The 18,359-nt window shown below is 51.7% G+C and carries 1 protein-coding gene; it reads left to right on the plus strand.

What is annotated here, in order from left to right:
- Nucleotides 1–549 precede the first annotated feature (549 nt).
- Nucleotides 550–18,359: PKD domain-containing protein (locus GCU44_RS10920; protein ID WP_161993923.1), on the plus strand; the 17,810-nt coding region annotated here is incomplete at its 3' end.

Consider the following 18,359-nt stretch of genomic DNA (forward strand, 5'->3'; position numbering starts at 1 on the left):
TTTTGGGGTTCAATTTGCTGCCCTACCCGTACACATATTAGCTGTGGAATTGCCGAAAGGTGGCGGGACTTTTTGGACGAAAAAAACATTGTAAAATATTGGAATAAGGAAATTTTTAGCAAACAATTACAACCGGCATCGAACCATGTTCTCACCTAGATGGAGAATAATGGTTCGATTTTTTTTGGATATTCTTCGGGAAAAGAAACTAAATAAAATATAGTTTGAATTTTTTTTTTCGGATTTCATTTAGCGGTGCAGGTGCCCGATTAAAAAGTAATCCTGCCAAATTAATAGTATTATTCGTAGAATATGAAATTTTTTTTTTAGTGAAAATGCTGTGAAAAATGGAAACAAATTGTTGGGATTTGGCTACATAAAATTTTTTTAAAATAAAATATTTGTTTTTTAAATACACATATACGTCTTTTGAATCTGTAGGAGGTTTTAGTTTATCGATAAATTGCATTTTGCCGGAGGCTTGTCAGGATGCAATTTTCAAACCTCGTTCCAGCGCCAAAAAAAGATGTACCAATTAGTTTGATTCTTATGAGCAACCGTTACCTGTCCTCGTTTCTCTTTGTCTTGTTGCTATTTTTTAACGCAGCAGCCATTTCGCCAAATCTGATACCGAATACCGGCTCCGAACTTTTCGGAAGTACTTCCGATGAAGACGGCCGAAACATCGGACCACTGATTCTTTCGGGAAACAACCGTTCCCTGGAGGCGCCATGTCCCGGCATAAGTCCGCTGGATTGCAGCGAGATTTTGCAAGCATTACCGGTAAACCTGGACTTTACTCAGGACCAGGGAAACCTGGCGGGTTCGGGATTTACCATGGTGCTCGAGCCCAGCGCACCGCTGACTCCACCCTCCGACCCGGCGGTACCCGGGTACGAGCCTGGGTTGATCAGCAGGGATGCTACTGGCCTAACGATTACGAGCACCAAGGGGATATTTTTTAGTCAGCCTACGGGTTCACCTTCCAGCAACAACACCAATTCTCAGGTAAATGCCCTCGGGGTGGGACTGGATGTTCCTACCGGAAAGTTTAGCGTTTCGACAACGCTGATCAATCCGAACTTTCAGGTGAGTACGGGAAACAGTTCCCAACAGGCAGGTATCTGGATGGGTCAGGACGAGGATCAGTACGTAAAACTGGTAGTAGTGAAAAACGGTACCGGCAATCAACGCAAGATTCAACTGCAGGTGGAAAATATGGACAACACCACCACGCAAACGGCATTTCTTGAAATCAACACGGGCAATTTGCCCATAGAAACGGGACCGATTACCCTTCGTCTGGAGTTTGACCCTGTCGCCAATTCGGTACAGGGTTTTTACCGTTTGGGGGAAGGAGAAGAGCTACTGGTGACGGGACCTGAAGGAGACAGCCGCCCCGTTCCGGCATCCTACTTTTCCGGGCAAACCTACGCGGGAATTTTTACATCCCACCGAAATGCACCCGCAAGCGAACCCATTACCGTGCTGTTTACCGATTTTTCCATTGAGGAAGTCGCCGTTCCCGATCCGGATCTGATCGCCATTCCTTACCGCATGAATGTGGCGGGCTTTGACTACACCAAAGACGGCGACTTGTTTTTGCAGGAAAACACCGATTTTCTGGTGGAGACCGAAGAAACCACAGCATCCCTCGGTTCCTTTGGCCCTTATTTGGTCGAAGGAGGGCACATGGATCTATATTATCCCCGAAGGTTTGGTGCTAATTTCGGATACAACTTTCCCATTGCCAATGGCCAATATACCGTGCGAATCCACATGGTGGAGAATTTCCACGAAGGTGCCGGACTTCGCATTTTTGACATCTTGATGGAAGGCGAACTGGTCCAGGATGACCTGGATCTATTTGCGCTTTACGGAAAGGGAGTACTGGGAATCACCCAAAATAACGTAACGGTAACTGATGGAGAGCTGAATCTACAGTTCCTCGCATCGGTAAACAATGCACTGATTCAGGCGATAGAAGTTGTACCGCTTACCGTCAGTTCGCAAAAGGAAATGCTTGGATTTACCCTGGACGGACAGCTTGATTCCCAGACGGATGCCCCAGCGGGTACCATTGAGGTTCAAATGCCTGCAGGTAGCGATCTAAGCTCGCTCGCACCAACGTTTACGCTTTCGGACAACGCAACGTCAGCACCAGCTTCCGGCAGCGTTCAGAACTTTAGCAATCCGGTGACCTACACGGTTACAGCGGAAGATGGCAGTACCAAAGAGTGGACAGTCACCGTCACCGCGGCACCCTCGGACTTCTCATTCATCGAAAATTTTGACAGCTACGGTGTCGGCAACCTGCACGAAATCGCTCCCAGCCAATGGTTGAAAGAAAAAGCGGCCGATGCTTCCATACCCGTAACAAATGAAGGACTAAGCGCTGGCAGCAGTCATTCGTTGGATTTTTCTCTTGGGAGTCATGCACACGACCTCATTCCGCTAACAAACAATCCCGCAACGCTAACGCCAAATGTACCCTTCTACTTTACCACTTATTTTCAGGTAAATGGATTTGGAACAGGTTCGGGGGACCGAATCCGAACGGCGATTCGGATTGATGAGAATTCCTCCGCTACGCCCTGGGTGCGCCTTCAAATGGCCAAGGGTGGCAGCACAGGCTTGATCGCACGTATTGGATTGGGAGCGCCGGCATCTAACAACGGTACCCAAGAAGTGCCTTTCGGAGAGACCGTTCAGTTTCTGGTGAAGGGCGTATGGGACGGTGCGTCCAGCATTGCCTATGAATGGACCCTGGCGCCCAAACTCACGGAGGGCGAAACATCCTGGGTAAACGCCGGTAGTCAAACCGTATCCGGAACGCCACAGATCGGTCGGCTATTTATAAGTTCAGTCGGTACCAACGACGCCTCAATCGGTCCGGTTCGCTTAAGTACGGATTACACGCAGGTGGTGACGGAAGACCTTATTTCGGTTCCCCTTCTTTCAGGAAATGCAATCGAGTCGTTTACCCTGGCCGAACAGATCGAAGCAGGCTCAATAGATTCCGAAAATTTTTCCATAGCGGTACAAGTTCCTTTTGGGACGGATCCGGGCAGTCTTATTCCGACCTTTACCCTATCTGAGGGAGCAACTGCGCTGCCAGTTAGCGGGGAAGCGCAAGACTTCACAAATCCGGTGGAATACACCATCACGGCAGAAGATGGCAGCGTGCAGGTATGGACGGTATCGGTAACGGTAGCCTCCGGATTCACAGCCAATATCAACTTCCAGGACAAGACCACGATTCCTCCTACCGGCTACCTGGTGGACTATGGGAAGCAATTTGGGCATGCAGCGGTTGCATTTGAAGGGACAGATTATGCGTATGGTTGGAAACTAAAGTCGAATGGAACGCCGATAGATGCCTCGGATGAAGCAGCAAATAATTCGAATGGAGTAGGTAGAAACCGCATTGTGGCGAGCTATGCCGGTGCGAGCGAACAGCAAAAATTAGAAGGTACGCTGGTTCATTTTCAGGGAGACAACATCCTCAATGCTACCGGAGGCGTTCAATCCTGGTCGGGCCAACCCCGAGGGAACGAGCTGATTTGGGAAATGGAAATTCCAAACGGGATTTACGAAGTGACGATTGGCTTGGGAGACGCAGGCTCGGATCTGGATAGTCGACACAGCGCGGCTGTGGAAGGCTACACGGTGGTACCGGCTTTTGCTCCAGAAGCAGGAGAAAACAGAAGCGGAACCATCGTAGTAGAAGTGACCGACGGTCTGCTAACCATGACCGGCCTTGGCGGCTACAATTCGAAAATAAATTACATTCAGGTAACGGAAAGTACCGATACGCCCGTGTCGGGTCAGTTGATTTTTGACCCGGCCACGGTTAGTTCCAATCTGGCACCGGGTGCGAGCGGGCAATTTGGCAGCACGCTTTCCGGAGCAGGAGCCGGCCCGATCGGATTGGTGATCGACGACAACATCAATGCGGTAGATAAAAACCTTACCGGCAGCAATGACTGGATGAGTTTACCCGCAACGGCCGCATTGGGAGCGATTGACTTCAGCATGGACGCGAGTGCCCTGGCAGAAGGGGATACACGCAGCAATACGATCATAGCCACCGCTCAGGGCTATCAGCCTGCCGTGTTGGAAGCGAGTCTATCGGTGGCTACGCCGTTGTCTTCGGACACGTCCATAGATAGTTTTGCCCTAGCGGGCGGTTTGGGTACGAGCAGCATTGATGCCGCGAATAATGCGGTGAACATACAGGTTCCGTTCGGAACAGACATTACCGCTTTGACCCCGGAATTTACGATATCGGGTGCTTCGGTGACACCCGCCTCGGGTACGGTACAAGACTTCACCAATCCGGTGGAATACACCGTCACGGCGGAAGATGGCAGCGTGCAGGTATGGACGGTATCGGTAACGGTAGATGCACCCGAGCCTTGTTCGCCCTGGAGCTTACTTGATTGCAACGGTATTCCCAAGGCTCTTCCGCTTCGGTTGGAATTTGATGGTACCGAGGGCGGACTCGTTGATGGCAATGGAGTAGGTACCGGGTTTACCATGGTCGATCCGCATTCCGAAGCCCGATTGACAGCTGATTTGCCAGTAACCTATCCGAATGTAATCGGATACGAACCCGACAAGATCACGGTAGACGGAGGAAACCTAAGCTTGACTGCTTCCAAAGGCATTGCTTATCTCAATCCCGGTCAAAGCGCCAATACCAATACCCAGGTAAATACACTGGGTGTGGGAATAACCGACCTTACGCAACCACTGGTGATTGAAACCCAGATGCTCGGAATCACTACCGGAGGAAATGCGGCCCAGTCGGGCATTTGGTTCGGATTGGACGAGGATAACTTTGTAAAACTAAATGTCAACTCCAATAACGTCGAACTTCGCAAGGAAGTCAATGCCATTTCAGTGAATGGGGCGGGCACACCGGACCAGATACAGGTGACGAATGTGGGAGTTACCGGCCAAAACGTAACCCTTCGTCTGGTTATTGATCCTCTGGATAGGACCATCCGTGGATATTATGCAATTGGAACCGGTGATTTTGTGGAATTGACCAAAGCCGGTTTGGAAGTCATGACCTTACCTCAGGAATACCTTGACGGAATTACGGTCGGATCAGAGACGGGAATTGCATTTGCAGGTATTTATTCCTCCTACCGAAACGGCACCACACCTTTTAATACCGATTTTGCCTATTTTTCAGTGGATCAGGAAAGTCCGGTTTTAAGTCTGGATTTCTCGGTATCCCAACTCAACTTTACAGCTGAGCAAGGGGCAGTCGTTGCTCCACAAACCGTGGAATTATCGGCGAGCAGCGGCAATCCGACAATTGTTTTATCCGACGATCCGGATGCCGGGGAATGGTTAAATTTGCCGGCAGGACCCGTTTTAGGTCCGTTGGAATTCAGTATAAAGGAAGATCTGCCGGTAGGTACGTATTCCACCATGGTCATCGCCATTGACCAGCCGGATCTCGGCTATGAAAATGCGGAAATGGAAGTTTTCCTGGAGATTACGGAAGCAACCGTGGATCCAGGCACACCGGATTTTGAAGCAAACATTAACTTTTCTGATCCCGAAACGGCACCGCCAGCCGGTTATGTTCGAGACGCAGGAGACGCCTACGGGGACCGGGGCAATGGATTCAGTTACGGCTGGGTCGATGCTGCCAACAGTACCCCGGCTGACCTTACCTTGAACGGAAGGAACCGGGAATTGGCAGGCGTGAGCGTATTGGAAAATACGCTTATCCACATGCAATACGGGGATGTTTCCAATAATGCGGCCAACGGCTACTTGCCGGATGCCAGTTGGGAAATCGAGGTTCCTAACGGTTCTTACGCGGTAACGGTAGGCGTTGGAGATCCGGCCGTTGATGGTTCGGTAGAAGACACGCCTTCCCATACGATCGACGTGGAGGGCGTCAGCGCCATCGCTGCATTCGTTCCCAGCGGAGCCGCGGGAACGACCGGACGGTTTACTTCCGGAACGGTTCAGGTAACCGTTACCGACGGGCGGTTGACACTGTCGCCCGGAACGGGATTCAATACCAAAATTAATTTCGTACGCATTCTTCCGGGAGCGGGTGGTGTGCAAACTCCACGCATCCTGGGTGTAAACCCCGCTGACGGGGCAGGGGGCGTATCGGTGAATACAAGCGTATCGGCAAATAGCCTTTTCCTCCCCAATCCGAATGAGGATGGACTGACCAGCGTGGACAATAGCACCATCACGAACAGTACGGTTAAGCTATTTAAGCAGGGAAGTACCAGCCCGGTTGGAGCGAGTGTAAACGGTACGGGTGGTGGCGATGCCATCAATCTGGTTCCAAATTTGCCATTGGAAGCCAATACCACGTATGTTTTTGAAGTAGATGGGGTAAAAGACCTTGCCGGTGAAACCTTTGAATTTTTTAGTTCTTCCTTTACTACCGGGTCGGGGGGAACCACCGGTCCCACGACCGATCTGGACAATGTATCCTTTACGAAACAGGGGGCAGTAGCCACGGGAGCGAAATACACCACGCTTACCATAGGGCCAGACAGTAAATTATACGGGTTGACCATCGGCGGTGACATTCACCGTTGGACCATCAATGCAGACGGTACGCTCTCCGGGAAGCAGACGCTCTCCGCTTGGAAAGCGGCCTATGGCGGGCGCACGGCTGTCGGGCTGGAATTTGACCCCAACGCCACCGCCGGCAACCTTATCGCCTATATTTCGCACAATTCTTCCGGCTTGAGCAGTGCACCGGATTGGGATGGCAATCTTTCCAGACTGACCGGAGCAAATCTGGAAAACGAGGAATTGTTGGTTACCAATCTTCCCAGGTCTCTTCGGGATCACCTTACTAACAGCATTGCTTTCCGACCCGGCGAGCCCAACATGCTGTATTTCAACCAGGGAAGCAACAGTGCTGGAGGTGCACCGGATGGCGCCTGGGGTAACCGGGAGGAGAGCTTGCTTTCTGCGGCTACCCTGAAACTGGATTTGACCAAACTTCCATCATCGCTTCCCCTGGACGTGATGACCACCCGCAACCAATCGGCTATCAATGCGGTAGATATCAATTCGCCTACACTTGACGGGATGTACAACCCCTACTACGTGGAAGCACCGCTAACCTTGTTTGCTACAGGGGTTCGAAATGCGTACGATTTGGTTTGGCATTCCAACGGACAACTGTACGTGCCCACAAACGGAACGGCGGGAGGCAGCAATTCACCCGCCTCTGTCAGTGGCACCAGAAGACCCGACGGAACGGTTTACGACCATGCCAATGCCGATTATCCACCCATTTCGGCATCCAATAATAATAACGTACAGCGGGATTGGCTGTTCCGAATGGATCCGTCTGCCGGATTGGGCTATTACGGACATCCCAATCCTTTCCGGGGAGAGTACGTGTTGAATCGCGGCGATGTGGATGTAACCAATAGTGTGTACAACGGCGTGGAACCAGACGTCAATTACAGGGGTACGGCCTTTGATTTTGAATTCAATAAATCGCCAAACGGCGTTATCGAATACCGAAGCAATGCCGAGAATGGCAACCTGACCGGCGCTCTGCTGGTGGCTCGATACAGCGGTGGAAGCGATATCATCGCGCTGGTTCCGGACGGACCCAACGGAGACATCGCCTCATTTAAAGAAGGCATACCAGGTTTCACGGGATTTGTCGATCCGTTGGATTTGATTGAGGATGTGGCTACGGGCAATATCTACGTTTCTGATTACGCCACAAGCGAGATTATCCTGCTCAAACCCAGCAACCAGGCTGCTCCTGCGCCTTCCATAGCTGTAAGTACCGAAACCATCAGTGGAGATGCCATCACCGGACAGAATTCCTACGAAGAGGAGATTTTGTTGTCAAACCTGGGTAATGCTCCATTGAATGGCATCGAGGCAAGCATTTCCGGAACGCATAGCGACCAGTTTGCCGTCACCGGATTACCCACAACTGTAAATGCGCAGAACTCAGCATCGTTTACGCTGGTATTCACGCCGACCAGCAATGGTCCGAAATTTGCCCAATTGACGCTGTCCGGAGAGGGAGCCGATCCGGTTCAAATCAACCTGAGTGGGCTGGGCAAAACCGGAACGGGTGGAAGTTCAGAGCCTTCTTTGCAGTGGATTTTGGATACCCAATTGGGTCAGGGCCTGATCGATGTAGGAGATTCAGATCCGGCTACCAACCTTATCAACTTGCCGGCCGGAAGTTCTTACAATAATTTGCTGGGAGATGAACTGGATATTCAGGCATTTCAGCGTGCCAGCGATGCGCCTGTAGAACTTGAAGTGTTGGCCGTTTACGGCCCCGAAGCCAATAACCCGATCACGGGCTTTGGCTGGTATGCCAGTGGAGATGGCGGTTCTACGCAGGAATTGTTCACGGTTCAAAATACCGTTGCCGGAAACGGGCAAACCCTGAATCCGGTCATAACAGGGACTACGTCATTTGATCCTGGAACCGCAAGCTTTGGTTTTTACAACCGATGGCCGTTCTTCGGCAACCGCTTCCTGTACAGCGAAGATGCGCTAAACACCTTCACCGGGGCCATCCCGCACCACATTCGGGTATACGCCTTGCCGGGTGAAGCAGATGCCTACGTCATCGCTACCGAGGAACATGTGAGTGGATTTGATTACCAGGACATCGTGGTCATTGCCCGAAATGTGCGGCCATTTGAGGGGATTTTGGACGGATGTTCGCCGATTAGCTTGCTGAACTGTGACGAGTTGGAGGCTGCCTTGCCTTTCAGCCTGCAGTTTAGCGGAGACGAAGGAGGATTGGGCAATACCGGCTTTACCATGGTGGACGACCCCTCCGCCCGGTTGGTGCTAGATGGTCCGGTTTCCTACCCGAACGTGCCGGGATACGAGCCTTCCAGGCTTAGCTTGACCGGTGGAAACCTACAGATAGATGCCGCTAACGGGATCGCATACCGTACCAATGGCACCACAGCTACCACTAGTACGGATGTAAACTCTCAAATCAATACATTGGGAGTGGGTGTGGATGCCAACGGCTACGGCAATTTCAGCATTAGTACGACGGTAGCAAACCCCTACAGCGACGGTACCAATAACTCCGAGCAGGCAGGTATTTGGTTCGGTTTGGACGAAGACAACTTTGTTAAGTTGGTGGTAGCCAACGGTGGCAAGGTAGAGCTGCTTCGGGAGCTCAATGGCCTGGCCCCTGCGGATGCTGCCAACAACGTGCAGGCGAACAATGTGGCGGGCCTTCATAGCAGTGCGGTTACCTTGCGCTTGTACGTGGACCTCGAAAACAGCCTGCTTACTGCCTACTACAGCCTAAATAGCGGGGCCGAAGTGGAATTGGGTTCGGTGGCACTTCCTGCGGTATACCTGAACGGCAATCCTGCCCATCAGGACCTGACCTTTGCGGGAATTTTTGCGAGCAAACGTCGGGAGGAAGTATCCGAAGTCGTGTATACCTTTACCGAATTTAAAATCACTCCAGATCAATTGCCTCCAAGCGATTTTGATCCCATAAAAATCAATTTCTCGCGGGCCATCGACGACGTGCCAGCCGGCTACATTAAAGATGCAGGTGCTGCTTACGGTGATCGTGGAAATGGATATGCCTACGGTTGGTTAACCACAGATGGGCAAACACCACTTAACCTGGAGGCCAATACCCGAAACAGGGCATTGGCAGGGGTGAGCCTGGTGCAAAACACCATTATTCACATGCAATACGGTGATGTTGGTGGAACAAACGGAGTGAACACCGAGGGAATCTGGGAAATCAGCGTATTAAACGGCACCTATGAGGTGACCGTTGGTGTCGGCGATCCGGAGGTAGACGGTCAGGAGAACACCACTCCTTCTCACACCGTATCGGTTGAAAACGTTAACGCGGTAAACGCCTTTGTTCCAACCGGAACGGATGGAGCATCCACGCGGATGACGTCCACTACCGTGACCGTCACCGTGTTGGACGGCAGGCTCACGGTGGACGCCGCTGGTGGGTTCAACACGAAAATTAATTCTATCGAAATCGTACAGGTATCGGGATCGGATGTGCCGGTGTTTACCAACGTAACTCCCGCAAACAACGCCACCAATGTTTCGCTGAATGACCTACAGGTGAATGTGGAGATATTGACTCCTGATGGCTACGAGTTGGATAACGGTACGCTTGCCGGAAACGTCAACCTCTACGAATTGACGACAGACGGGGAGGTCCTGGTACCAAGCAACTCCAACGATACGGGGGGAGGGGATGCAATCACCCTGACGCCGATCAACCAATTAAAGGAAAACACGCCGTATCTGTTCCGAATTTCGGGGGTAGAAGCAAACCGTTCCGGTGACCTATCCGATCGGCTTACCTTCGCCACCTTTGAGTCCCGCTTTACAACGGGTTCATTGGATGACTTGCCCGTTCCCATCCGGGATCTGGAAGGAGTGGCGTTTACCATCGTTCCTGGAGGAACGGCTTTGGGAGAAGGTACAGAAAACGAACGATTCTCCAGTTTGGTCGTAGGACCCGATGGGAAATTGTATGGAAGTACGATTGGAGATTTCCAGTCGGATGGAAAGATCTTCCGTTGGGACATGGCGGCCGATGGTACCTTAAGTAACCTGGAGGTGTTGAGTCCCGAACTAAACGGATCGCCGCATCCTGTATCCGGAGTGATGGCAGGCAATAACCGCTTGATTATCGGATTGGTCTTTGATCCGGCTTCTACGGCCGATAACCTGATTGCCTACATCACCCACAGCGCTGCCTCGCTGACCAATGGTCCCGAATGGGATGGCAAGCTTACTCGTCTTTCCGGTCCGGACCTTTCCACCGTGCAGGACCTGGTAATTCATTTGCCGCGGTCTTCCAAGGATCACCTGACAAATAGCCTTGCCTTTGACGACAGCGGCCTAATGTACATTGCTCAGGGAAGTAACTCAGCAGGCGGAGATCCCGATCCGGCCTGGAATAACCGACCGGAACGCTTGTTGGCAGCTGCTGTACTAAAAGTTGATCTGGATAAATTGCCGGCCAATCTACCGCTAAGTGTGTACACGACAGACGATATCGCGGTTATCAACGCCGCACCGGCTACGGGTCTCTTGATGGGTGATGGAACGACCTACAACCCGTATTCGGCCGATTCTCCGGTCAGCATTTTTGCCACCGGGGTCCGCAATGCCTACGACCTGCTTTGGCACTCCAATGGATGGTTGTATGTACCCACCAACGGAACGGCCGGGAATAACAACAATTCACCCAACTCGCCAAGCACTGCGGATTACCCGCTTGCCAGGAGAATTGACGGGTTGACCAGTATTCCTTTTGCGCCAAAACTAACGGGCGGAGAAACTCAGAAAGACTGGTTGTTTAAAACCCAGGGAGGAAGCTACCACGGACACCCCAATCCGTACCGAGGGGAGTTTATTCTGAACCACGGCGGCTTGCCATACAGCGGGGTGCCAGGGCAGGAAACCGAGCCCTATAGAGATGTGGCGAAATACCCGATCACCTTGGGCCCTGATCCAAATTACCGAACGCCTGCTTACGATTTCGGCAACAACAAGTCGCCGAATGGAGTCATCGAATACAAAAGCGATGCCTTTGACGGAAAACTTCAGGGCTTGCTCATGGTCGTACGATTCAGTGGTCAGAACGATGTTTTGGTGATGGAGCCAAATAATAACGGGAATATTGGGGAGGTTTACAATCAGATTCCGGGCATGCGTGGATTTGACGATCCCCTGGATTTGGTGGAGGACCCCAAAACAGGTAATATATACGTTTCGGAATACGACCGGGATAACAACGGCACACCGCGACTGACACTGTTGCGGGCAGCCATACCTGCTACGCTCAAGGCAGAGTTGGTAGCTGCGCCGAACGAGTTGCTCTTCGAAACTACCAATAATACGCAAGGCGATCAGTCTCAGTCCAAGACGGTGGAAATCACCAATGAAGGAAACGAAGGAGTCACGATCACTGGCGCGACTGTAGCCGGGACGTTTGCTGATCAGTACGATCCGGTCACGCCTGCGGGTCCTGTTACCCTGGAGGCGGGTGAATCCATCACGTACACGGTTACTTACGCACCGGATCTGACTGGCAGTAACCTTGGATATCAGGAAGCAGTGCTGGAGATTGCAACGGACAATCCGGATCAGCCATTGCTGGAAGTAGGGCTGCATGCCTTGAAGAAAACCGGTTACGAGGGTGGCAATGAGCCTCCGTTGCAGGATGTGGTGGATGCCTTGGGTATTTCCATCAATGTGGGCTGGACCTCCCTCTCGGACGGTACCCAGGCCGTATTGAAAGGAGACGAAGTACTGGTGCAGCAATGGGTGAAAGCAGGGCCTGAAGCAGTGAAAATCACACCTGTTGGCAGGTACTCGCCAAACGAAGAAATTCCTTTCGGGTGGTATACCCGGGATGAAACAGTGACCCTCAATGAGGTGGGCGTGATGTCCGGTGTATTCGGGCAACACCAAACCCTTTACCCGGAAATTTCATCGGGTACTGACACTTTTGATCCTCTGGGAGCCGTGTTCGGTGTATACGTCACCTCGCAGGTATTCAATCGCACCAATTACACCGAAGACGACCTGAATACAGGAGGCGTAGCGCGACGGGTGCGGACCTATCCAGTGATCGACAGGGAAGGTAATCCGGTAGAAAATAGCTACCTGATCAATTTTGAAGATGCCACAAACGGTGACTACCAGGACTACATGTTCGTCATCGAGAATGTCATTCCGTTTGAAGACGGCACGCTACGTTTGGAATTCGATCCGGAAGTAGTGGTGCTGAACGGAAGCATCAATGATCCGGATCCCCTGCTGCAGCAGATCAGCCTGTCTGCAAACGGTGGATTGACTGCAGGAGAGGTTACGCTTACCAGTTCGGATCCAAGGATCACCCTTCCATCCAGTTTTGAACTGGGTACGCCCTTTGAAATCAGTTTTGACAAGGAAGGATTGGCCATTGGTAATTACACGGTTACACTTACAGCGGATGCGCCAAATTACGAGCCCGCTACGCTGGAAGTACGGGCCAATATTACCCAGGAGGCCGTCTATGTGTACCAGTTCAATTTCCAAACACCGGAGCAGGTGTCTGTATCTCCAGAAGGATATATTGACGATTTGGGCGCGCCTTACGGCTTGCAAACCACCGATCTGGGACAATTGAACTTTGGCTGGGTACTTCCGAATACAGAGACTCCAGCGGATGCCAGTGCCAACGGTCGAAACCGCAATACCCTGGCAGATGAGGAGCCACTGCTGAATACCTTTACCATTATTGGTCACCGTACGGCGGCTACGTTCCCGCAGCGGGACTGGTTGCTGGAGGTTCCGAATGGATTATATAACGTAAACATCAGCGTGGGCGATCCCGACTTCACCGATAGCTACCATGCGCTCAATGTCAACGGCACACGGGTAGTCGATTTCAATCAGGAAGCGGGTAATCCGGATAACCTGTTGAATTTCGAAAACACCGAGCTCGTGGAGGTGACCGATGGGAAACTTCGATTGAGCCTGGCGCCGGAAGGTGTGAACGCCAAGCCGAACTACATCCGTATTGCGCCAATCAACACGGCAGCCCTGCCACCCACCCTACGGGCAGAATTTGAGGGGCTGGAGGCAGCAGAAGGAGTCTACCGAGGACCGGTGACTGTGACCCTGTTTGCTGAAGATCAAAGTGAAAGCGGTGCCATTGAGCGCCTGGAATACAGTATCAATGGCGGGGCATTCACTAGCGTTGACGGACCGTTCGTTTTGGATGAATTAGGAGCGGTTCAATTGTTGGTAGAAGCAGTGGATGCCAATGGCAATACCACTACCCGGAATTATTCCTTTAGCATAGAAACGCCCACGGGAGCCCTGGTGGAAATGGAAAACATGACCAAAGTACCAGGTACGGACCGCGGATTCCCGGCAGAGGATTACTTTACCTTCTACCGAATCAACAACACCGGATCTACCGGAGCTCGTTTCCATGATGCCAATGTCATGAGATTGAATAATACGGGAACGGAACCGTTGGTGATCGAAGCAATCAATATCTCGGATGAGAACCGGTTTATCTATGCGATCGTACCGCAGGGAATTGAATCTACAACGCTGCCATTGACCATACCAGCCGGCGGTTCGCGGGATCTTTCCATCACCTTCATTGGAGCAAACGGTAATACCACTACCATGATGAAGGAAACCATCGAAATTGTCAGCAATGCCGACAATGGAGCCGCCGCATTGGCAACGCTTCACGGTGGTTACGTACCGGTGCCCGAGGGAGGTAAAGAAATCGATGCCCAGCAGGTCTTTGATGCCTTTGGATTCAAGTCCAGTATGCTGAGCATTGTCAATGACGATGGAACCATAGATCCACCGAATACTATCACCTTCAGGCCAAGTTCCAATTATCCGGATCCGGCAAATATTGATGCCGGGTACGAAGGGGACCTGATTCTGTCCGATAACTTTGTGCAGGCAGATCCTACCAAACCGGTGATTGGAATTCAATTGTCGGCCCTACACGGAGGACCTTCGAGCAACAGCTCCCGACTGGTGGAGGTAAACGGAACCGGAACGGTCGGTGGCATAAGTTTTGGGCACCAGGCCGACTGGTACCAAACCCTGCTTCCGAAAGGCGGAGACAACGAGACCATCAATTTTGATGTGGCCAATACCATTTCCGTTCCTTTCCGAATAGCCGTTTCCAACTACCTTTCCAGTGGAGGAAACAACATTAACGGAGACCGACCGGACCTGTTGGGTCTGCGGATTTACAAGGCAAATGACAGGGATGGCAACATCATTCCAAACGAGTACATCGTGTTACAAGACTTTGTACAAAACGGATGCGGTGCCGGATCGGCCAATTGTGACTGGAACGACAATACGTTCTATTACATCAACATACGTCCGGAAGCTGTGCCTACGGCATCAGCCATCGACGATTACCTGGTAGATCTGGGAGCAACGTTCAGTACGGATCTTTCGGGATCCTTTGACAAGGGATATCCAGGCAACAAGCTGCAATACAGCGCGACGCTTGCCGACGGATCAGCCCTTCCGGGATGGTTGAACATCTCTGGACAGGGAGTACTCTCCGGAACGGTGCCAGCAAACGAGGAAAACAACTACCAGCTTTCGGTAACGGCAACGGACTTGAATGGATTGACTGCTGATGCACAAATGAATCTGTTGATCAATAAAGCGCCGGTGGTTGTTCTGGAAGCATCGGTTACGGAAGGAAGGGTACCGCTTACCGTGGAATTTAGCAGTGAGAACTCCACCGATGAAGGTGAAATCGTTGCTACTGAATGGGATTTCGGGGACGGAACAACTTCCGAATTGCCCAATCCTACCCATACCTTCACCAGCATCGGAGAATACACCGTCGAACTAACCCTTACCGATGATCGCGGCCTTACAAGTTCTGCCACGCAACTCATCAACGTGGTGGATTTGCAAGAACCGATAGCGGTGGCTACGGCGGATGTGCAGCAGGGAATTGCACCGCTGACCATTCAGTTCGATGCCAGCGAGTCTGAAGCCAACGGCATTATCGTGTCCTATGCATGGGATTTTGGCGACGACAATAGCTCCACCCTGGTTAGTCCGGTGCATACCTTTACAGCGCCCGGTACCTATACCGTGACCCTGCTGGTGACGGACGATGCCGGGGATACTGCGGAGACAACACTAACCATAACGGTTCAGGAAAACTTACCACCAGTGGCAGTACCTGAGGCCAATGTGACCAGTGGAAATGCGCCTTTGACGGTCTCCTTTGCTGGAGATGGCAGCAGCGATGACCTGGATGACCTGACGTATTTCTGGGATTTTGGAAATGGCGATTCTTCGAACGAAGAGAATCCAACCTATACCTTCACCGAGCCAGGTACCTATACCGTCATCCTTACCGTTACGGATGGAATTGGAAATGAAGACGAAAAACAACTACAAGTAGTCGTTAACGACCCCGGATCTGAGCCAGCATTCGCCTTGCGAATCAATGCAGGTGGACCGCAGGTGTCTTTCGACGGTAAGGTGTTTGAAGCAGATAACTTTTTTGAAGGAGGTAAAACGTATTCCAATACCAATGCGACCGTGCCAACCCTGTACCAGACCGAGCGTAGTTCCACACCTCAGGTGTTTGGCTACAACGTTCCGGTGCCCAATGGTACCTATGAGGTAATCCTGCACTTTGCGGAGATTTACCACGGTGCTACTGGCGGCGGCGGCGGCGGAACCGCCGGTCAGCGTGTATTCGACGTTAGTCTGGAGGGAAGCCTGGTTCTGGACGATTACGATATCAATGATTTGGTAGGGCCACAAACACCGGTAACAGAAGTTTTCGAAGTGGAGGTGAACGACGGGCAACTAAATATGGATTTCTCTGCCCTGGCAACAGTCGGCGGCACCGATCAACCCAAATTGGCTGCCTTCGAAATTCTCAGTGTGGTCGAGGAACCGGTAACCCCGGACTTCTCGCTCTACCTTAATACCGGAAGTGCGGCGGATGTAAGTTTCGAGGGCAAGACCTTCATTGGGGACGTAAATCTTCCGGCGTACTACGATGTCAATCATACGTATACCAATGCCGCTGCCAGCTCAGAGCCACTTTACCAAACGGAAAGAGGATCGGGCGCTAATCTGGCCTCCCTCACCCTGAGTATTGCGGTGCCAAATGGAACCTACACCGTAAGCACCTATCACAACGAGCTTTATTTTGGTAAAGTAGTGGCAGGAGGTGCAGGTAGTAGGGTATTCGATATCCTATTGGAAGGCGAACTAGTGAAAGATGACCTGGATCTATTCCTTGAGTCAGGAAACAGTCCGGTGAAATTGACTTTTGCAAATATCGAAGTTACGGACGGCCTGCTGGAGATCACCATGAATCCAAGTGCAAACCGTCCAAGTATTTCCGGTATTGCGATCGAAGGAGCCACCACTGCGAACGAACCGCCGGTAGCCGTGGCAGAAGCAGACGTAACAACTGGATTCGCTCCATTGACCGTAAGCTTTACCGGCTCCAACAGCACAGATGCAGAAGGAGCGGTTACGTACCTCTGGGATTTTGGTACCGGTGTGACGAGTACACAGGCGGATCCGGAATACACCTTTACTGAAGCGGGTACCTATGACGTATCGCTGACGGTAACGGATGCGCAAGGCGCAAGTAATGCGACCACGATCAGCGTGGAAGTGGTTGCGAACGAACCGCCGGTAGCCGTGGCAGAAGCAGACGTAACAACTGGATTCGCTCCATTGACCGTAAGCTTTACCGGCTCCAACAGCACGGATGCAGAAGGAGCGGTTACGTACCTCTGGGATTTTGGTACCGGTGTGACGAGTACACAGGCGGATCCGGAGTACACCTTTACTGAAGCGGGTACTTATGACGTATCGCTAACCGTAACGGATGCGCAAGGCGAAAGCAATGCAACCACGATCAGCGTGGAAGTGGCAGCGAACGAACCACCGATAGCCGTTATTGAGGCAGACGTGACAAGTGGATTTATTCCACTCACGGTAAACTTCACTGGCTCCAACAGTACGGATGCAGAGGGAGACCTTACTTATCTCTGGGATTTTGGTACCGATGTGACCAGTACATTGATGAATCCAGCCTATACCTTTGTCTCGGCAGGCACCTATGAGGTATCGCTGACAGTTACGGATGAGCTCGGATTGACCGATGAGGCTACGATCACGATTGAGGTTTCATCGAATCAGCCACCCACCGCTGTTGCGGCGGCAAACATAACTTCGGGCACCGCACCGTTGACGGTGAGTTTCACGGGAGATGGAAGCAGTGATGCAGAAGGAGCGATTAGCTACTTCTGGGATTTTGGAAATGGATTTAATTCAAACCAGCCAAATCCGACCTATACGTTCAATCAGTTTGGTACCTTCGACGTGGTACTGACGGTAATGGATGAGCAGGGAGAAGAAGCCAGCGATCAATTGACGATTGTGGTGTCTCCGGAAGTGGTACCGCCAGTTGATCCGGCATTCGAGTTGCGTATTAACGCAGGCGGACCAGCACTGACGTACGAAGGCAAGGACTTTGCTGCGGACACGTACTTTGTGGGAGGAAAAACCTATACGAACAGCAGTGCATCGCTTCCGACCTTGTACCAGACAGAGCGAAGTTCGACAACGAAAACGTTTGCCTACGAGGTACCGCTAGCGAATGGCGACTACCAGGTAGTGCTTCACTTTGCGGAGATCTACTGGGGAGTGGCAACCGGCATTGCCGGAGGCAGTGGCAAGCGGGTGTTCAATGTGAACATCGAAGGGGATCCGGTGCTGAGTTCCTTTGACATCAACGCGGAAGCGGCACCGGGTACGGT

The sequence above is a fragment of the Cyclobacterium xiamenense genome (genome assembly GCF_009467825.1).
GTDB lineage: Bacteria > Bacteroidota > Bacteroidia > Cytophagales > Cyclobacteriaceae > Cyclobacterium > Cyclobacterium xiamenense.